The 17,333-nt window shown below is 67.2% G+C and carries 19 protein-coding genes; 17 read left to right on the top strand and 2 right to left on the bottom strand.

Annotation, left to right across the window (positions count from 1 at the left end):
- Positions 1 to 38 precede the first annotated feature (38 nt).
- Genes HDR50_RS08760 through HDR50_RS08750 form a run of 3 tightly spaced genes read left to right on the top strand, consistent with a single transcriptional unit; the run spans position 39 to position 2,947 of the window.
- Positions 39 to 1,076, top strand: a complete 1,038-nt coding sequence (locus tag HDR50_RS08760) for a GAF domain-containing protein (protein WP_291357749.1) — start codon at positions 39 to 41, stop codon at positions 1,074 to 1,076.
- 2 nt (positions 1,077 to 1,078) lie between these two features.
- Entirely contained in the window at positions 1,079 to 2,104 is a 1,026-nt protein-coding gene (locus HDR50_RS08755; RefSeq protein ID WP_291357748.1) for a rod shape-determining protein, read from the top strand.
- Positions 2,105 to 2,122: 18 nt separating this feature from the next.
- Positions 2,123 to 2,947, top strand: a complete 825-nt coding sequence (locus HDR50_RS08750; RefSeq protein ID WP_291357747.1) for an inositol monophosphatase family protein — start codon at positions 2,123 to 2,125, stop codon at positions 2,945 to 2,947.
- A 283-nt stretch (positions 2,948 to 3,230) separates the two neighbouring features.
- On the opposite strand, the gene HDR50_RS08745 is transcribed toward HDR50_RS08750, so the two are convergent.
- Complete coding sequence (locus HDR50_RS08745) at positions 3,231 to 3,788, bottom strand: NUDIX hydrolase (protein ID WP_291357746.1); 558 nt, start codon at positions 3,786 to 3,788, stop codon at positions 3,231 to 3,233.
- On the opposite strand from HDR50_RS08745, the gene rimI reads away from it, so the two are divergent.
- The 14 genes from rimI to ybaK all read left to right on the top strand — a co-directional run bounded on the left by rimI (position 3,787) and on the right by ybaK (position 16,042).
- Complete coding sequence (gene rimI / locus HDR50_RS08740; RefSeq protein ID WP_291357745.1) at positions 3,787 to 4,317, top strand: ribosomal protein S18-alanine N-acetyltransferase; 531 nt, start codon at positions 3,787 to 3,789, stop codon at positions 4,315 to 4,317. The two genes, HDR50_RS08745 and rimI, sit on opposite strands and share 2 nt — an antisense overlap.
- A gap of 35 nt (positions 4,318 to 4,352) precedes the next feature.
- Positions 4,353 to 5,117, top strand: a complete 765-nt coding sequence (gene tpiA, locus HDR50_RS08735; protein WP_291357744.1) for a triose-phosphate isomerase — start codon at positions 4,353 to 4,355, stop codon at positions 5,115 to 5,117.
- Between the two features lie 90 nt (positions 5,118 to 5,207).
- The gene (secG, locus tag HDR50_RS08730) at positions 5,208 to 5,639 is read left to right on the top strand and encodes a preprotein translocase subunit SecG (RefSeq protein WP_291357743.1); all 432 of its coding nucleotides are present in this window, start codon (positions 5,208 to 5,210) and stop codon (positions 5,637 to 5,639) included.
- 83 nt (positions 5,640 to 5,722) lie between these two features.
- Entirely contained in the window at positions 5,723 to 6,691 is a 969-nt protein-coding gene (locus HDR50_RS08725) for a Smr/MutS family protein (RefSeq protein ID WP_291357742.1), read from the top strand.
- A gap of 124 nt (positions 6,692 to 6,815) precedes the next feature.
- Positions 6,816 to 7,892, top strand: coding sequence for a flagellar biosynthesis protein FlhB (gene flhB / locus HDR50_RS08720; RefSeq protein WP_291357741.1), 1,077 nt, complete (start codon positions 6,816 to 6,818; stop codon positions 7,890 to 7,892).
- Between the two features lie 57 nt (positions 7,893 to 7,949).
- The gene (gene flhA / locus HDR50_RS08715; protein ID WP_291357740.1) at positions 7,950 to 10,064 is read left to right on the top strand and encodes a flagellar biosynthesis protein FlhA; all 2,115 of its coding nucleotides are present in this window, start codon (positions 7,950 to 7,952) and stop codon (positions 10,062 to 10,064) included.
- 599 nt (positions 10,065 to 10,663) lie between these two features.
- Positions 10,664 to 11,797, top strand: coding sequence for a flagellar biosynthesis protein FlhF (locus HDR50_RS08710; RefSeq protein ID WP_291357739.1), 1,134 nt, complete (start codon positions 10,664 to 10,666; stop codon positions 11,795 to 11,797).
- A 32-nt stretch (positions 11,798 to 11,829) separates the two neighbouring features.
- Positions 11,830 to 12,645: a MinD/ParA family protein gene (locus tag HDR50_RS08705; RefSeq protein WP_165079342.1), complete on the top strand. Its 816-nt coding sequence runs from the start codon at positions 11,830 to 11,832 to the stop codon at positions 12,643 to 12,645.
- Between the two features lie 116 nt (positions 12,646 to 12,761).
- A complete protein-coding gene (locus tag HDR50_RS08700) occupies positions 12,762 to 13,544 on the top strand; it encodes a FliA/WhiG family RNA polymerase sigma factor (RefSeq protein ID WP_291357738.1) in 783 nt (260 codons plus the stop codon).
- 17 nt (positions 13,545 to 13,561) lie between these two features.
- On the top strand, positions 13,562 to 13,942 hold the full coding sequence (locus HDR50_RS08695; RefSeq protein WP_165079344.1) for a chemotaxis response regulator CheY: 381 nt from the start codon (positions 13,562 to 13,564) through the stop codon (positions 13,940 to 13,942).
- Positions 13,943 to 13,966: 24 nt separating this feature from the next.
- Positions 13,967 to 14,662: a flagellar basal body-associated FliL family protein gene (locus HDR50_RS08690; protein WP_291357737.1), complete on the top strand. Its 696-nt coding sequence runs from the start codon at positions 13,967 to 13,969 to the stop codon at positions 14,660 to 14,662.
- Positions 14,663 to 14,757: 95 nt separating this feature from the next.
- On the top strand, positions 14,758 to 15,084 hold the full coding sequence (locus HDR50_RS08685; protein WP_291357736.1) for a hypothetical protein: 327 nt from the start codon (positions 14,758 to 14,760) through the stop codon (positions 15,082 to 15,084).
- A 38-nt stretch (positions 15,085 to 15,122) separates the two neighbouring features.
- Positions 15,123 to 15,548 carry a hypothetical protein gene (locus HDR50_RS08680; RefSeq protein WP_291357735.1) on the top strand — a complete coding sequence of 142 codons (426 nt, stop codon included), beginning with the start codon at positions 15,123 to 15,125 and terminating at the stop codon, positions 15,546 to 15,548.
- Between the two features lie 5 nt (positions 15,549 to 15,553).
- Positions 15,554 to 16,042: a Cys-tRNA(Pro) deacylase gene (gene ybaK, locus HDR50_RS08675; RefSeq protein ID WP_291357734.1), complete on the top strand. Its 489-nt coding sequence runs from the start codon at positions 15,554 to 15,556 to the stop codon at positions 16,040 to 16,042.
- A gap of 25 nt (positions 16,043 to 16,067) precedes the next feature.
- Here ybaK and HDR50_RS08670 read toward each other — a convergent pair whose 3' ends face one another.
- The gene (locus HDR50_RS08670) at positions 16,068 to 17,327 is read right to left on the bottom strand and encodes a glycosyltransferase family 2 protein (RefSeq protein WP_291357733.1); all 1,260 of its coding nucleotides are present in this window, start codon (positions 17,325 to 17,327) and stop codon (positions 16,068 to 16,070) included.
- Between the last annotated feature and the right edge of the window lie 6 nt (positions 17,328 to 17,333).

Here is a 17,333-nt window from a genome sequence, read left to right as displayed (position 1 = left end):
CCGGGCCACGCGCCCGCCACCTCCAACCCCGCCGCGCCATGAACGCCACCTCCCTCGAACAGCAAGTCCTCTGCATCATTTGCAGCGTTTTTGACGCGCATTCCGCCGTGCTCTTCCTGCCGGAAGAGATCGACGACGCCTGCCGGCTTTCCGCGGCCTTCAGCCTCGGGGACAGCATCCATGAGGATGCCGTCATCCGCCCGGGCGCGGGCCTCGTGGGCTGGATCATCCGCAACCGCCAGCCGCTTCTGCTGCCGCATTTCGACCAGAGGCCCAGCAATCTCGGCTATTACGAAGACGGAGCGGAGACCGGCATCAAGGCTTTCATGGGCTGCCCGGTACCCACGGGGGGCGTGCTGTGCGTGGACAGCAAGCGGCAGTATTCCTTCTCCGACAAGGACGCCAAGCTCCTCCAGCTCTTCGCCGAGCTCATCGCGCGCCTTGAGACCAATCTCCCCGGAGACGACCTCGCGGGCGACATCCCGCGCTATTTCGCCGAGCTCGGCGTCATCCAGGATCTGCGCTTCCGCTACAGGCGCTGGCCGGTCTTTCTCGAGAATTTTCTGCTCACCATGCGCGACGCCACTGGCTTCGAGTATTGCGCCTTCGCCTCGCTGGACCCGGGGGGCGACCACTATTGCGTGGAGGCCGAATCCCGGCCGCTCCTCCTCAAGGACGGCGCCCCGGCCTGCCGGCCCCTGGGCGCGGGCCTCGTGGGCTGGGCGTTCCGCGACGAGCAGCCCGTCTTTGTGGATGACGAGGCAGCCGCGGCCCCCACGGCGCTCTTCGGCAAGGTGGAGGGGGCCCCGGAATTCAGGACGGCCATCTGCATGCCGGTGATGGTGCACAAGACCGCCCGCGGCGTGCTCTGCCTCGCGCGCACCGGCGCGGGCAGCATCGACGAGGGCCTGCGCAGCTTCGTCAGGCAGGCCGTGGACCATCTCGGCCTTTTCCTCGAAAATCTCTATCTCCGCACGCGGCTCAAGGCCCTGTTGCCCAAGGCCACCGTGGAGAGCGACGGCGGCCGCGTCTTTGACCCCGACCTCGCGCCGGCGCCCCCCCGCGAAGAACGCTGACCATGTTCCCGCGCCGTTTCCTGCGGCTCTTCGCCACCGACATCGCCATGGACCTGGGCACGGCCAACACCCTGTTGGCCACCAAAAAGCATGGCATCGTGGTCAATGAGCCCTCGGTGGTGGCGCTGGACGCCCGCACGGGCGCCGTGCTCGCCGTGGGCACGCAGGCGCGCGGCTATGTTGGGCGCACGCCCGCGGCCATCCGCGCGGTGAGGCCCATGCAGAACGGCGTCATCGCCGATTTTGACGTGACCCGCGCCATGATCTCCCACTTCGTGCGCAAGGCCATCGACGGCTGGCGGCTGGTGCGCCCCTCCATGGTCATCTGCGTACCCTCGGGCGTGACCCAGGTGGAGAAGCGCGCGGTCATCGACGCGGCGCAGCTCGCCGGCGCGGAGGACATCTCCCTCATCGAGGAGCCCATGGCCGCGGCGCTCGGCGCCGACCTCCCCATCCGGGAGCCCGTGGGCAACATGGTGCTCGACATCGGCGGCGGCACGAGCGAAGTGGCGGTCATCTCGCTCGGCGGCGTGGCCGCGGCGCAGTCCGTGCGCGTGGCGGGCGACGCCATGACCCACGCCGTGCAGCGCTACCTGCGCGAGGTCTTCCGCATGGAAGTGGGCGAGAACACCGCGGAGAACGTCAAGATCCTCCTGGGTTCCGCGTGGCCGCAGCCGGACGCGCCCGTACTCGAGGTGTCCGGCAAGGACCTCGTGCAGGGGCGTCCCCGCGCCGTCACCGTGAGCGAGGGCCATATCCGCGAGGCGCTGGCCGAACCGCTCCAGGCCGTGCGCGACACGGTGCTCCGCGCGCTGGAGGCCACACCCCCCGAGCTCGCCGCGGACGTGAGCCGCAACGGCCTTTTGCTCGCCGGCGGCGGGGCGCTGCTCAAGGGGCTGGATCAATACCTCGCCCGCGAGACCCGGCTGCGCGTCTTTGTGGATACCGACCCCCTCACCACGGTGCTGCGCGGCACCGCCCGCGCCATGGCCGACCGCAAGGGCTTTGCGTCCGTCTTTATCAACTGAAATCGGCAGGGTTCCGGCATGAAGGAGATCGCAGGCCGCGACGCGGCCGCACTGCTTGAGGGATGTGTGCGCCTCGTGCGCCAGGCGGGCGCCATGATCCGCGAGCGCTGGGCGGCCCCAAGCCAGGTCACGCACAAGGGCGCCGTCGACCTTGTGACGGATACGGACCTCGCCGTGGAGGCCTTCCTCAAGGAGGGGCTGGCGCGGCTTTTGCCCGGCTCGGCCTTTCTCGCCGAGGAGAGCAGCGCGCCCGAGGGGCCTGCCGCGGACTCCGGCCCCTGCTGGATCATCGATCCGGTGGACGGCACCACCAACTTCGTGCACCGGCTTGGGCAGGTGAGCACTTCCGTGGCCCTGTGGGCGGATGGCGCGGTGCAGCTCGGCGTGGTGAACGGGCCCATGCTCGGGCCGGAGGGCGAATGCTTCTCGGCCCTGCGCGGGGAGGGGGCCTTCCTCAACGGGCGGCGCATCGCCGTGTCCCGCGCGGCGGCGCTCACGGATGCGCTGGCCTGCACGGGCTTTCCCTACGAGCTTGCGGGGCGGCTCGAGCTCGTGCTCGAGCGGCTCGCGCGGGTGCTCCCGGCCACGCAGGGCATCCGGCGCCTGGGCTCGGCCGCGCTGGACCTCGCCTTCGTGGCCGCGGGGCGGCTGGACGTATTTTATGAAGACTGGCTCAAGCCCTGGGACCTCGCCGCGGGCTGGCTCCTGGTCGAGGAGGCCGGGGGCTCGGTAAGCGGCCTTGACGGCGCGCCCTTCCGCTTCGGCGATGCCCTGCTGGCGACGAATGGCCCCCTGCATCAGCCCATGGTGGCGCTGTTGGGGCCGACGGTGGAGCGTATGTAGCTTTTTGCGCAGTTATATCTCGGAGTGAGGACTATTCCATCGTCCGTCTGGAGCGAAGCGGAAGACGGGTGCTGGTGCCGGAAGAATCCTAAAAAATAAGATTTTTTGCTGCTTGCAAGGAAGAAAATAATTTCCGAAGGGAGTGTACTCAAGTACTCGACCGAGGAAATTTTTTTCTGACGCAGCAAGCAGCAAAAAGGCTGTTTTTGACGGATAATTTCGGCATTAGATAGGCACGCAAGCAGGCGCAGCACCGTAGCACCAACTTCAGAGAAAGCCGCGCTCAGCTTTCCACTCGCTGCTCCGTGAGCCATCCGGCGCGCACGGCGTGGCGCAAAAGCGGCGCGAGGATGGGCGGGTCCTGCTCCGCGAGGCCCGCAAGCTCCACCGCGTCCACCAGGGGCAGGCCATCCGGCGCGAGCACGCCGGGAAGCGCCATTTCCCGGGCAGTCGCCGCAGGGATGCGCGCCGTGAAAATGGTCAAGAAGGCCATGCCGGTGTCGGCGCAGGCGTCCACCCGGCGGAGCACGCGCGGAGCGAGGCCGGCGAGGTTCCATTCCGTCTCAAGGAGCCGCTGGCAGCAATCTTCCGTGGCCTCCATGGCCTGAGGGAGCGCCCGGGAGGAAAAGTCCCAGCCGTCCGCGCCCGGCCTGAGGAGCGCGCGGCCCGAGGTGTCGCGCAGGATGAGGGCGACCGCGCGGTGGCGCAAGCCCTGTCTGAGGAGCACGGCTTCCGGCAGCAGGCAGAGCGGGCGGTCGGCCACGTCCACCACCTCCCGCAGCGTGGGGCCCGGGGACTGCGGCGGCAGACGGAGAGGCGGCAAAGGGGAGCTCTGGGACATGGTTTCTCCTGAAGAAACGGCAAAAACCGCGGCGGAGCTTGACGCGCGGCGGCTTGACGCGGCGAGCGCCCGCGCCGTGTGGGAGCTGGAGCGCCGCTGCTTCACGCTCCCGTGGAGCGAGGAGCAATGCCGCGCCGCCTTCGGCCAGCCGGCCTTCGCGGCCTTCGGCCTCTGGAGCGGGCCGCGCCTTTTGGCCTATATCTCCCTCTATCACATCGGCGCGTCGGCCCACCCATCCTACGCCCCTTGCGGGGAACTGGAAATACTCAATCTCGCGGTGGAGCCGGCCGCGCGGCGCCGGGGCTGCGGGCGTCGTCTGCTCCTGCTGGCCTTGCAAGCCGGGCGCAAAATGGGTATGCAAAAAGCGATTCTCGAGGTGCGCGAGGGCAACGCCCCGGCGCTGGCCCTCTACCGGGCGAGCGGCTTTAGCGCGACCGGGCGCCGCCGCCGCTATTATGCGGATACGGGCGAGGACGCCCTCGTGCTCGAATGCCCCCTTGCCGAACCAGCGGCCCGCGCCCCGGCCTGAGGCGCGCGCCCCATCAGGTCACAAAGGAGAGCCCCATGCAGAAGATCATCGCCGCCAACTGGAAGATGCACAAGATCCGCCCGCAGGCTGGAGAGACGGCCGCGGAACTGGCGCTGGCCCTCAAGGGCGGAACGCCCCTCGAGCGCCTCGCCGTGGTGTTCGCGCCCTTCACCGACCTCGCCGTGGTGGCCGACGCCGTGGCCGGGGTGAAAAACCTTGAGGTGGGCGCCCAGAACTTCTACCCCGAGGAGCAGGGCGCCTTCACCGGCGAGATCTCGCCGGCCATGGTGCGCGACGCCGGCGGCCAGTGGCTGCTCACCGGCCATTCCGAGCGCCGTCACATTTTTGACGAATCCGACGCCCTGGTGGCCCGCAAGACGGCCTATGGCCTCGAAAAAGGCTTCAAGGTCATGCTCTGCGTGGGCGAGACCCTTGAGGAGCGCGAGGCCGGGCAGTTGCACGATGTGCTCGAGCGCCAGCTCAAGACCGCCATCGAGCCCATGGACGCCACCCTGCGCGCCAAGCTCGCCGGGAGCTTCGCCATCGCCTACGAGCCTGTGTGGGCCATCGGCACGGGCAAGGTGGCGGGCCCGGCGGAAGTGCTGGACGCGCACCTCGTCACGCGCAACATCCTCACCAATATCCTCGGCGTGGCCGCGCAGGACCTGCCCATCCTCTACGGCGGCAGCGTCAAGCCCGACAACGCCGGCGCGCTCATTAACCTTGACAACGTGGACGGTCTTCTGGTAGGAGGCGCTTCTTTGGAAGCCAAGAGCTTTCTCCAGATTCTGGGCGCGTGACCTGCCAAAGCGCGGGTGCCGGCGCGCCCCGCGGCATGGCCCCGGCCCGTCATGGTACTGGCCGGTCGTGCCGCGGGCCGGGAGGAATTTGTGCAGACCCTTATTCTCACACTGCATATCATTGTCTGCGTCCTGCTCGTCATCCTCATCCTGCTCCAGTCGGGCAAGGAGGGCATGGGCGTCATCTTTGGCGGCGGCAACACCTCGGTCTTCGGCAGCAGCGGGGCCGGCGGCATCCTCGCCAAGCTCACGACGCTCATGGCCATCATCTTTGTCATCACGTCCCTGAGCTATACCTATGTGACGAGCGCCCGGCCCAGCAACGAGTCCACCATCCTCAACGTGAAGATCGAGGAGCCCGAGGCCCCGGCGCACACGGCCCCGGCCGCGCCTGAAGCGGCAGCCCCCAAGGCTCCTGACGCCAAGACTCCTGACGCCAAGGCCCCTGCCGCGGGCGCAGCCCCGGCTGAAAAACCCGCGCAAGACGCGGCAGCCGGCACAACGGCCCCGCAAAAGCCCTAGGCCCAACCATTTCAGCCAAGAAAAAGCCGTGGCATTGCCGCGGCTTTTTTCATGGGCCAGGAAGGGGGGAGAGGGGAGACATGATGTCCGACACTGACGAATTTTCCGACAATCCTTTCCGCAAGCTCGATGCGGCGCGCTATCCCGCCAAGAGGGGGCAGGGCGCGGGCGGGAAGGCTGGTGCGGCGGCCGGCCCTACGGTTCGCACGCCCAAGGCCTCCCGGGCCAAAGCTGTGGCGCCCGAGGACACCGACCCCGAGGATGCGGCGTTGTTCATGGCCGCCATGAGCCGCGTGAAACCTGCGGAGACCGGCGCTCGGGGCGGCTTTCGCCTGGCGGACACGGGCGCCCTGGACGAGGTGTCGAGCCCGAAAAAGCGGCGCCGCGCCCGCGCGCAACAGGCGCAGGCTGCGGCCGCGGCCGCCGCTCCGCTTGCGGAGAGCGTGGACAGGGCGCCCGAGCCCCGGGCCCCTGCTGAAGACGAGGAGAGCGCGGCCTTTTTGCGCGCCATGGGCGATGCCCGGCCGCTCGCCGGGCGCGGCCGCGAGGTGGCGCCCGTGACGGAAACGGCCACGCCGCCCCCGGCAAGCGGGCTCAGCTTTCGCGAGCTCATGGAAGGCACGCTGGAATTCGCCGTCTCCCACTCCGACGAGTATCTGGAAGGCCATGTGGTCGGGCTCGACCCGCTCATCATGGGGCGCCTGCGCGCCGGAGGTCTGAGCCCCGAGGCGCATCTCGACCTGCACGGCCTCAATTCCGTCCAGGCATTCGAGGCCCTGCGCGACTTCATGCGCGGCGCGTGGTTCAAGAGTCTGCGCGTGGTGCTCGTGGTGCCGGGGCGGGGCCGCAATTCCCCGCAGGGGCAGGCCGTGTTGCGGGAAAAGCTCCAGCTCTGGCTCACCCAGGAGCCGTTCAAGCGCGTGGTGCTCGCGTTTTGCACGGCAAGGCCGCATGACGGCGGCCCGGGGAGCGTGTACGTCCTTTTGCGCAAGTTCCGCAAGAAGGGCCGCATCTTCTGGGAGCGCATGCCCATGGACCCTGACCTCGTGTAGGGGCAGCCGCCGCCACGCGCCCAGCGGGGCGTCTCAAATCGCTGGCACCCTTCTTGCTATCCCCTTGGCGACACCCGGCGGCGCCCGCGGCATGCGGGCTTACCGTCAATGAAAGGGGGAGCGGATGTTCGGAGCCCAGAAAGACCCAAGCAGAACAGAAGAAGCAACGCCCAAGCGCGTAAAAAAGCAGCGCGAAGAGGGCAATGTTCCCAAGTCTGCGGAGCTTGGCAAGGCCGTGAGCCTTGCCGGCGGCATGATGGCGCTCTCGGTCTGGATCGGCCCCATGGCCGACTCCATCAAGGCCGTGTTCCGCCGTTTTCTCGTCCATTCCTGGGAATTCGACCCCAATCCCCAGAACGTCTATGTTTTGACGCAGGAGCTGATGATCGAGCTGTGCAAGATCATCATGCCCATCATTCTCTTCCTGGCCTTCCTGGGCTTCCTCGCCCAGCGCATCCAGGTGGGCAAGCTCTGGACCACCAAGGTCTTCAAGTTCAAGTGGCAGCGCTTCAACATCTTCAAGGGCATCAAGCAGATGATGTTCTCGCCGCAGACGGCGCTGCGCACCATCAAGAGCCTGCTTTTCGCCATCATCCTCTGCATCATCCCCGGCTGGATCATCTGGCAGGAGCATGAAAACTTCCTGCCCATGTACTATGCCACCACCGAGGGCGTGGCGGCCTATATGCTCCAGATGGCCTTCAAGCTCGCCTGTTACGCGCTCGTGCCCATCCTCGCCATCACGGCCTTCGATGTCTGGCAGTCGCGCTTCGCCTACAAGGAAGGCATGAAGATGACCAAAGACGAGGTCAAGGACGAGCGCAAGCAGGCCGACGGCGACCCGGTCATCAAGAACAAGCAGCGCCAGAAGATGATGCAGGTCATGATGCAGCGCATGCTCCAGGACGTGCCCAAGGCCGATGTGGTCGTCACCAACCCGACGCACATCGCCGTGGCCCTGCGCTACAATGCCGACGAGTTCCCGGCGCCGGTCGTGCTCGCCAAGGGCGCCGACCACCTGGCCGAGAAAATCAAGGCCGTGGCCCGGGAGCACAACGTGCCCATCCGCGAAAATGTACCTTTGGCACGAGCTTTGTATAAAGCAGTGGAAATCGGTGACATGATCCCCGAAGAGCTGTACAAGGCCGTGGCCACCCTGCTCGCCAGCATCTGGAAACTCAAGCCCAGAGCGGCCGCGTAGCGGGAAGGCCGGGAGAAGGGGGGTCGGGCCGGAAATACGGATGGGAGTGTCAAAACAATGGCAACGACAGGACTGCCTCAATTCGATTACAGCCGCTTTTCCAAGCATGGCGAGCTTGCCCTCGCGGCGGGCGTGGTCGTCATCCTCTTCGTCATGCTGGTGCCGCTGCCGACATTCTTCATGGATATCATGCTCTGCGTGAGCATATCCATTTCCCTGCTCGTCCTCGTGACGACCATGTTCATGAACTCGCCGCTCGAGTTCACCATCTTCCCCTCGCTTTTGCTCATCACCACCCTGCTCAGGCTGGCGCTCAACGTGGCCTCCACGCGCCTCATCCTGCTCAACGGTGATGCCGGCGTCGAAGCCGCGGGCAGCGTCATCCGCTCCTTCGGCGAATTCGTCGTGGGCGGCAGCTACGTGGTGGGCGGCGTCATCTTCATGATCATGTTCATCCTCAACAAGTCGGTCATCACCGCCGGCACCACGCGCATCGCCGAGGTGGCGGCCCGCTTCACCCTGGACGCCATGCCGGGCAAGCAGATGGCCATCGAGGCCGACCTCAACGCCGGCCTCATCGACGAGGAAGAAGCCAACAACCGCCGCCAGGCCATGCGCAAGGAGGCGGACTTCTACGGCGCCATGGACGGTGCCTGTAAATTCGTTTCCGGCGACGTGAACGCGGGCATGATGATCACCATGGTCAACATCGTGGGCGGCATCATCATCGGCGTGGTCCAGAAGGACATGGACTTCAGCTCCGCGCTCACCACTTATTCCCTGCTGACCATCGGCGACGGCCTGGTCTCCACCATCCCGTCGATCATCGTGTCCACGGCCACCGGCCTGCTCGTTTCCCGCGCGGCTTCCGAAGCCAAGATGGGCGAAGAGTTCCTGGCGCAGCTCACCTTCAACAGCCAGGCGCTCAAGATGGTCTCCGGCGTGCTCGTGGTGTTCGCCCTGGTGCCCGGCCTCCCGGCCATCCCCTTCCTCGTGCTCGCGGTGCTGCTCTTCCTCGTGTCCCGCGTTTCCGCCAAGGACGAGGCCGAGGGCGCCGATGGCAAGAAGAACGCCAAGGCCAAGGCCAAGAGCGGCGGCGCGTCCTCCCCGGCCACTGCCGACACCCCCGAGGAAGTGCAGGCCCTGCTGCCCCTCGACACCCTCGAGCTCGAGGTGGGCTACGGCCTCATCCCCCTGGTGGACGAAGAGCAGAGCGGCAACATCCTCTCCCGCATCCGCTCCATCCGGCGGCAGTTCGCCCTCGACATGGGCGTGGTCATCCCGTCGCTGCACCTGCGCGACAACCTCCAGCTCAAGCCCGGCCAGTACTCCCTGCTCATCAAGGGCAACCAGGTGGCTTCGGCGGAGATCCTTGTGGACCACTTCCTCGCCATGGACCCGGGCAACGTCACCACCCACATCAGCGGCATCGAGACGCGCGAGCCGGCCTTCAACCTGCCCGCCATCTGGATCCCGGAAAGCCAGCGCGAAGAAGCCATGCTCGCGGGCTACACCGTGGTGGACCCGGCGACGGTCATCGCCACCCACTTGACCGAAGTGTTCAAGCGCCACCTCGCCGACTTCCTCGACCGGCAGGCCGTGCAGGGGCTGCTCGACACGGTGGCCAAGCACTCGCCCAAGGCCGTGGAGGACCTCGTGCCCGGCACCATCAGCCTGGGCGGCGTCCAGAAGGTGCTCCAGCTGCTCGTGCGCGAAAACGTGAGCATCCGCGACATGCTGACCATCGTGGAGACCCTGGGCGACTTCGGCGGCGGCGTGAAGAACCCCGAAATGCTGGCCGAGTATGTGCGCGAAAAGCTCTCCCGCTCCATCGTGCGCCCCTACCTCGACAGCCAGGGCGTGCTGCCGGTGCTCACCCTGAACGGCAACGCCGAGCGCATGGTGCAGGAGGGCATCCGCCAGACCGACAACGGCGCCACCTTCCTGTCGCTCAACCCGGCGGCGGCGCAGCGCCTCATGCAGAACATCGGCGCGGCCGTGGAGAACGCGGTCAACACCGACGGGCAGCCCGTCATCCTGGCGAGCCCCATGGTCCGGCCGCACCTCGCGCAGCTCATCACGCGCTTCATGCCCACGGTCCCGGTCATCTCCCAGGCCGAGATCCCGGCGGACATCCGGCTCCAGTCCGTGGGCACGGTGGGCGCCGAGTAAGCATCCCATCCTGAAAACTGACACTCCCGAACCCGCCAGCCGTACCCCGGCTGGCGGGTTTTTGACATGCTGAGAGCCCGCCTGGTGGGCGCGTGCGTGTGAGTGCGCCTGCTTGCGTGCCTATCTAATGCCGAAATTATCCGTCAAAAACAGCCTTGCTCCAGCCGTTGCGACGAAGGAAGCTACGGATGGAGACAGCAATTAGTTACCCCTACAGCCAATCAACACAGCCGCTGTCGCTATCCGTAAGGCTCGCAAGCTCGCCAACGGCTAGCGCTTAGGTTCCGGCTGCGTCAGAAAAAAATTTCCTCGGTCGAGTACTTGAGTACACTCCCTTCGGAAATTGTTTTTCTTCCTTGCCGGAACCTAAAAATCTTATTTTTTAGGATCCTTCCGGCACCAGCACCCGTCTTCCGCTTCGCTCCAGACGGGAGGCGGAATATCCGTCAATCGTGGCGGGTAAGGGACGCTCCCCCAAAAAGCCTCTCTGGAAAATCCCGTTTTACACTGGCGCTTTTTTTGCATATTTTGGGTGTGCGCCGCCGAAGGAACGGCGGAGGCACCGGGCGCGGGTTTCCGCGCGGCAAAGGAAGCGGACCATGCAGGTAAAGACATTCACCGGCGCGTCGTCGCAAGAAGTGCTTGCGCGGGTCAAGGCCGAGATGGGGCCGGATGCCGTCATTCTCGGCAACCGCACCTACCGCAAGAACGGCGTGGTCTGCCATGAAATCACGGCCGGGCTGGAGCGCCCGGGCCCCGGCGCGCCGGCTCAAGGGCCGGGCGGCGGCGAGACGCCCCCGAGCGGCTGGAACGAATGGCACAGGGAGTGGATGCAGATCAAGGATCAGCTCTACGCCCTCATGAAGCCGGCCATCCAGCTCGAGCGCCTGACCCCGCGCCAGCGCGTGGCCCTGGAATATCTCCAGCGCGAGGGCGTGGCCGATTCCGTGGCCGTGGGCCTGTACAACCGGCTTTTGGCCGACCCCGGGGCCTCGGTGCTCGAATGCCTCGCCGGCATGGTGCCGGTGAAGCCGTGGGGCGCCGCGGAATGGCCGCAGCGGCTGCACCTTCTGACGGGCCCCTTTGGCGCCGGCAAAACTACCACGGCCCTGCGCTTCGCGCTCCAGCTGCGGGCGCATGACGCGGGCCTTCAGGTGGCCTTCATCAACGCCGACTGCCTGCGCGGCAACGGCCGCCTGGTGCTCCGGCACTGGGCCGAGCTTTCCGGCTTCGTCTATCTGGAGGCGCCTGACCGCGAGACCATGGCCCGCGCGCTCACACAAACGTCCGGGGCCGACGCCGTGTTCATCGACGTGCCGGGCATGACGGCCGGTGAAACGCTCGCCGAATGGCGCGAGGCCATGGGCCTCGACGCCGTGGCCGTGGACGAGGCGGCGGGCCATCTGGTGCTGGCGCCCTTCCTGGACGCCCTCCAGACCAAGGAATTTCTCGGGCGTTACCACGCCGAGGGCCCGGCGAGCATCGTCTGGGCCAAGCTGGACGAAGCCGTGAGCTTCGGCACCATCGTCAATGTGGGCGCCGGCGCGGGGCTCCCCGTTTCCGCCCTGTCTTACGGGGCGGAACTCAAGGAAAGCCTCTCCCCGGCCACGGAGCCGCTCATCTGGCGGCTGGTATTCAAGCGGCAGATCCCCGGCCATGCGGCGCCGCCCCCGCGGCCCAAGGCGCCCGCCCCGGGACGCGCCGCCGGCAGGCTGGCCGGGCGCACGGCCTGAGCACGTCAGAGCGCAATCACGCGGAGCATTCTATGAGCGACACGCTACCCCTGGTCATGTCCGTCACTTCCGGCAAGGGCGGCGTCGGCAAGACGAACCTCTCGGTCAACCTGGCCTGCTGCCTCGCCCGCATGGGCAAGCGCGTGGTGCTCGTCGACGCGGACTTGGGGCTCGCCAATGTGGATGTGGTCCTCGGGCTGACCCCGCAGAAAAATCTCTTCCACCTCTTCCACGAGGGCGCCTCCCTGCGCGACGTGCTCTTTGAAACGCCCTACGGCTTCAGCATCCTCCCCGCCTCCTCGGGCGTCGAAGGCATGCTCGCCCTCACCACGGGCCAGAAGCTGGAGCTTTTGGAATCCGTGGGCGAACTGGAGGACGAGGTGGACTGCCTTCTGGTCGACACCGGCGCCGGCATCAGCGACAATGTGCTCTATTTCAACCTCGCCGCGCAGGAGCGCCTTGTGGTGCTCACGCCGGAGCCCACCTCGCTCACCGACGCCTATGCGCTCATCAAGGTGCTCAAGCAGACGCACGGGGTGGAGCATTTCAAGGTCTGCGTCAACATGGCGCACGACGAGAAGAGCGCCAGGGAGATCTTTTCGCGCCTCTACCAGGCCTGTGACCACTTCCTCGGCGGCGTTTCGCTGGACCTCGCCGGCGTCATCCCGCGCGACACCGCGGTGCGCGAGGCCGTGGTGGCCCAAAAGCCCCTCTGCGTGGGCGACAGGGCGGGCCGGCCGGCCGCGCTCGCCATCGAGCGCCTGGCGCAGACGGTCTCCCGCTGGGAGCCGCCGCGCCAGACCGACGGCAACATCAAGTTTTTCTGGAAAAAACTCCTGTTCGGCTAGCGCCGGGCACGTTGACACCGAGCCGTCACCCCGCCGGGCGGGCAGAGGGGAGGCGGCAACCTCAAAGGCAGCCATGACTGCCGGGAGATGAAGAGGCACAACGCGGGAAGGATGCAATGAAAAGCGGCACTGCGCACGCCGATGTCCTCCAGCCCTGGGAATCGCTGGAGACGGGCGCCACAGAATGGGGAGACTTTTCGCCCCGCGAGCAGGAACAGATCGTGCGCCACTATGCGCCCAAGATCCGCTTCCTCGCGCTCAGGCTCAAGGCCAAGCTGCCCAAGAGCGTGGAGCTCGGCGAGCTCATCAGCTCGGGCACCCTGGGCCTCATGGAGGCGCTGGGCAAGTTCCGGCCCCAGCTCGGCATCCGCTTCGAGACCTATGCGGAGAACCGCATCCGCGGCGCCATGCTGGACGAGCTGAGGCGTCTCGACTGGTTCCCTCGCTCGCTGCGCCAGCGCGTGCGCGTGCTCGACGAGGCCATGCGCAGCGTGGAGCACGAGCACGGCCGCCAGGCCACCGAGGAGGAGCTCCAGCGCATCACCGGCCTTGAGCTTCGGGAGGTGCGCCAGGGCCTCGAGGCCCTGCAGAACCAGCTCTGGCTCTCGCTCGACGCCATTCAGGACAGCGTCTCGGGCGACAGCGTGGAAAACGGCGGCGAGCCTTACAGCGACACGGCCATGCGCGAGCTCGCCGAGCGCGTGGCCCCGCTCATCGAGCGCTTGACGCCAAGGGAAAAGTTGGTACTGTCGCTCTACTATACGGATGAACTGAACATGCGCGAGACCGCCGAGGTGATGGGCATCACCGAGGGCCGCGTCTCGCAGCTCCACACGCAGGCCCTGAACCGCCTGCGCCGGGAGTTCGTCAGCCGCTACGGCGGATCCGAAGATCTCTGAACCGCGGGGGAAGATCCATGCCCTACAATCCCAATATGCGCGTCCTCATCGTGGACGATTTTTCCACCATGCGCCGCATCGTGCGCAACATCCTGCGCCAGCTCGGCTTCAATAACGTGGTGGAGGCCGATGACGGCACCACCGCCTGGGAGACCCTGAACCGCGAAAAGATCGACTTCATCGTGTCCGACTGGAACATGCCCAAGATGACGGGCATCGAGCTTTTGCGCAAGGTCCGCGCGAGCGAGCAGTTCGCGGACACGCCCTTCCTCATGGTCACGGCCGAGGCCCAGCAGGAAAATATCATCGAGGCCGCGCAGGCGAAGGTCTCCAACTATATCGTCAAGCCCTTCACGGCCGATACGCTCAAGCAGAAGATCGACAAGATCTTCCCCTAGCGGCCAGCGCGTTTGGCGGGCGGCATGAAGCGCCCGCCCCGGGGTGACGAGGTGGCAGAGACCGATGTGAAACAGGCGGCCCCGCTCGATGTGGAAGTGGCGGCCTCGGGTGCCCAGCTCAAGAAGGTGGAGCTGGATCTCGACGACGCGCCCTTTCTTGAGGAAGAGAAGCCCGCGGCCCCGCCCGTGCCGCGCGGCGACGACGCGCCCGCCACGCCCGACGAGGCGGACGCCGGCGCGGGCAAGGGCAAGCGCAAGAAGTTCCTCATCCTCGCCGCCGCGGGCGGCGTCATCTTGCTCGTGGCAGCCGCGGCCGTGTGGTGGTTCATGTTCCGCACGCCGCCCCCGCCGCCCCCCGAACCGCCCAAGCCGGACGTGGTGGTGGTGCCCTCGGCGCCCGCCGCGCAGTCCACCCCCGACATCGTCAAGGAATTCGCGCCCTTCGTCGTGCCGAGCCACCAGCCGGAAGACGGCACGCGCTTCCTTGTCTGCAAATTTTCCGCCATCATCAAGGACCCGGCCGTGGGCCGCGAGATGGACCAGCGCATGCTCTCGCTGCGCGACGCCATCTATTACTACCTGCGCAGCAAGGACAACGCCTTCCTCATGGACGCGCACAACGGCCCGCAGATCAAGTCCGACCTTTTGGGCGTGCTCAACGATTACATGGCGCAGGGCAAGATCGAGGACATCCTGTTCGAGAGCTACCTGAACCAGTAGGTTCAGGTTTTGCAGTTGACGGATCTTCCTTAAGTCCGTCTGGAGCGTGAAGGCAAGGCGCTGCCGCAACAAACCGCCGTCGCGCGGAGGGCTCCATGAGCATCGACACCACCATGGCCGTGCTCTACGCCCAGAGCGGGCTCTCCACCTCCGTGGCCAACGCCGCGGCCGTGGCGCCCCAGGCCTCGCTCGCCATGTCGCGCGTGCTCGCCGCCGAACAGGCGCGGATGGAGCGCCAGCAGGTGGAAAAGAGCGAAAAGACCGACGGGCCGGACATCCAGCCCGACGGGCATCACGGCTCGTCGTGGTTCGGCAGCCGGCGCTGGAGGGGGCGGCGGGCGCCGCTTGAGGCCGAAGAGCCGGACGAGGCACGGCCCTCGGCCTCCCCGCTGGTGGGCAATCTGCTCAATGTCCGGGTGTAGGGCCTTCTTGTGCGGCCACGGAACAGGGGACGGCTCCCATGCCCAATGACCTTCTCTTCCTCATCTTCATCGGCTTCTGCACCCTGCTCGAGCTCTTCGTGCTCGGCGGGGCGCTGGTGTTCTACCTGCGCCTGCGCCGTTCCGAGACCCTGCTCAACACCCTGCAGGACAACCAGCAGAGCCTGCTCGCGCGCATCGAGATGAACGCCCGCCTCGAACGCGAGATCGTGGCCACCTTCGCCCAGCGCCAGGCCGAATTGCGCGAGCTGGACGAAAAGCTCTCCGACCGCGTGGCCGAACTCAAGCGCCTTCTGGAGCAGGCCGAGGGCATCTCGCGCTCGCCGCAGTTTTTGCGCGAGATCATCCTCAACGGGCGCCGCAAGGGGCTTTCCAGCCGCCAGATCGCCCGCAATGCCGGCCTCAGCGTGGACGAGGTGGAGCTCATCCTCGCGCAGGAGCCCTAGGCCCCATGGCGCACGACAAGACGCCCAAAACCAATGCCGCCCGCCTGCTCGACCGGCTGGGCATCGCCTACACGCTGCATCAGGTGGAGGTGGACGAGAGCGACCTCTCGGCCACCACGGTGGCGGCGCGCCTCGGCGTGGAGCCCGTGCGGGTGTTCAAGACGCTGGTGGCGCGCGCCGATGGGCCGGGCGTGGTCATGGCCTGTATACCGGCGCCGGCCGAGCTCTCGCCCAAGGCGCTGGCCGCCGCCTCGGGCAGCCGGCATGCCGCCATGGTGCCGCTCGCCGAGGTGCGCCCGCTCACGGGCTATGTGCGCGGCGGCTGCTCCCCCTTGGGCGCGAAAAAGGCCTATCCCGTTTTCCTGGATGAAAGCGCCCGCATGTGGGAGCGCATCTTTGTCAGTGCCGGCTTGCGCGGCGTGCAGCTCGAGCTCGCCCCGCAGGACCTGGCCCGGGCCTGCGGCGCGGTGTTCGCCGACCTCACGCGCGGCTGAAGGGCGCCCCCCGTCTCTGCTGCCGCTATCCTTCCGCCCTGGCTTCTTCTCTCAGCTTCAAGCCCTCGGCACAGGCCGCTTCATAGGCCGGTATGAGCGCCTGTTGCGCCGCTGTGCCGCCTGCAAGCGTTTGCAGGATGAGCGCCTTTTTTTGCGCATAGGCATCCGGCGCCAGCTCGGCCATGAGCCGGCCGAGCGACGCGCGCGTTGCAGTGCTGTCCCGCCCGAGGGCGGCTTCCACGCGCAGCAGGCGCTCGCAATCCGCGAAGGAGCAGGAATCCCTCATGCGCATGGCGCGCCTGTAGAGGTCGAGCGCTGCCCCCGGCTGGCCGTTTTTTTCCAGCCACGCGCCGAGCAGCGCATAGCCTTCGTCCCAGAGCGGTTCCTCGTTGAGCAGTTCAAGGCAAAGCGCCGGGTCAAAGGGCCGCAGCCGGGAGAGCAGCCGCGCGGAGACCGCGGGCGGCGCCGTCACGCGCGGTTCGAGCTCCGGGAGGACTGTGAGGCCGTAGCCGTCCGCCGCCACGAGGTCGGGCAGGTCCACGAGGCGGTCGAGGCGCCATTTTTGGTACAGGCGCACGGTGTTCTCGGCCTCGTGGCCGAAGCGGCGCGGCGTCCTGCTCTCCAGGTGGATGACCCGGCTTTCGGGCACGCATGTGAGGCGCAAGCCGGCGGCGCCCAGCCTGAGCCCGAGGTCCACGTCCTCAAAGCCGTTGACGAAGCCCTCGTCAAAGCCGCCGGCGGAAAGGAAGAGCTCGCGCGGCATGAGCAGCGCCGCCGCGGTGAGCGCCTGGAAAAAGCGTCGCTTTTGCGCCAGCGGGTGCCCGGCGGGCAGGCCGCGGTACAGGTGACGCACCTTGTTGCCCGGCTGGATGGCGATGCCGAGGTGCTGCACCGTGCCGTCCGCGTAGGTGAGCAGCGGCCCCACCGCCCCGAGGCGCGCCGCGCTGCGGAAGCGGCGCAGGAGCGGCGGGAGCCACCCTTGCGTGAGCAGGGTGTCGTTGTTGAGGAAGAAAACGAAGTCCCCGCGGGCCTCGCGGGCCCCGGCATTGCAGGCCGGCGCGAAGTTGCGGTTCTCCTCGAAGCGGATATGGCGGAAGGCGCCGCCGAAGAGCGCCACGCCGAGTGCCGGCAGCTCCCGCGCCGTCTCGTCCGTGGAGCCGTTGTCTGCCACGATGACCTCGAGCGGCTGGCCGGCGGTGCGCGCGAGGCTTTTCAGGCAGTCCCGCGTGAGCGCGAAGTTGCCGTGGACCGGGATGACGACGGAAACGGCCGGGGCGGGCGGCATCGTCTC

Origin of the sequence: Desulfovibrio sp., from assembly GCF_014803725.1 — a bacterium.
Lineage (GTDB): Bacteria > Desulfobacterota > Desulfovibrionia > Desulfovibrionales > Desulfovibrionaceae > Desulfovibrio.
This window is presented reverse-complemented; position numbering and strand designations above follow the sequence as displayed.

Coding starts and splice junctions, on each gene's coding strand:
- HDR50_RS08760 (WP_291357749.1), top strand. CDS start 39: ATGAACGCCACCTCCCTCGAACAGCAAGTCCTCTGCATCATTTGCAGC.
- HDR50_RS08755 (WP_291357748.1), top strand. CDS start 1,079: ATGTTCCCGCGCCGTTTCCTGCGGCTCTTCGCCACCGACATCGCCATG.
- HDR50_RS08750 (WP_291357747.1), top strand. CDS start 2,123: ATGAAGGAGATCGCAGGCCGCGACGCGGCCGCACTGCTTGAGGGATGT.
- rimI (WP_291357745.1), top strand. CDS start 3,787: ATGGTTTCTCCTGAAGAAACGGCAAAAACCGCGGCGGAGCTTGACGCG.
- HDR50_RS08745 (WP_291357746.1), bottom strand. CDS start 3,788: ATGTCCCAGAGCTCCCCTTTGCCGCCTCTCCGTCTGCCGCCGCAGTCC.
- tpiA (WP_291357744.1), top strand. CDS start 4,353: ATGCAGAAGATCATCGCCGCCAACTGGAAGATGCACAAGATCCGCCCG.
- HDR50_RS08725 (WP_291357742.1), top strand. CDS start 5,723: ATGTCCGACACTGACGAATTTTCCGACAATCCTTTCCGCAAGCTCGAT.
- flhB (WP_291357741.1), top strand. CDS start 6,816: ATGTTCGGAGCCCAGAAAGACCCAAGCAGAACAGAAGAAGCAACGCCC.
- flhA (WP_291357740.1), top strand. CDS start 7,950: ATGGCAACGACAGGACTGCCTCAATTCGATTACAGCCGCTTTTCCAAG.
- HDR50_RS08710 (WP_291357739.1), top strand. CDS start 10,664: ATGCAGGTAAAGACATTCACCGGCGCGTCGTCGCAAGAAGTGCTTGCG.
- HDR50_RS08705 (WP_165079342.1), top strand. CDS start 11,830: ATGAGCGACACGCTACCCCTGGTCATGTCCGTCACTTCCGGCAAGGGC.
- HDR50_RS08700 (WP_291357738.1), top strand. CDS start 12,762: ATGAAAAGCGGCACTGCGCACGCCGATGTCCTCCAGCCCTGGGAATCG.
- HDR50_RS08695 (WP_165079344.1), top strand. CDS start 13,562: ATGCCCTACAATCCCAATATGCGCGTCCTCATCGTGGACGATTTTTCC.
- HDR50_RS08690 (WP_291357737.1), top strand. CDS start 13,967: ATGAAGCGCCCGCCCCGGGGTGACGAGGTGGCAGAGACCGATGTGAAA.
- HDR50_RS08685 (WP_291357736.1), top strand. CDS start 14,758: ATGAGCATCGACACCACCATGGCCGTGCTCTACGCCCAGAGCGGGCTC.
- HDR50_RS08680 (WP_291357735.1), top strand. CDS start 15,123: ATGCCCAATGACCTTCTCTTCCTCATCTTCATCGGCTTCTGCACCCTG.
- ybaK (WP_291357734.1), top strand. CDS start 15,554: ATGGCGCACGACAAGACGCCCAAAACCAATGCCGCCCGCCTGCTCGAC.
- HDR50_RS08670 (WP_291357733.1), bottom strand. CDS start 17,327: ATGCCGCCCGCCCCGGCCGTTTCCGTCGTCATCCCGGTCCACGGCAAC.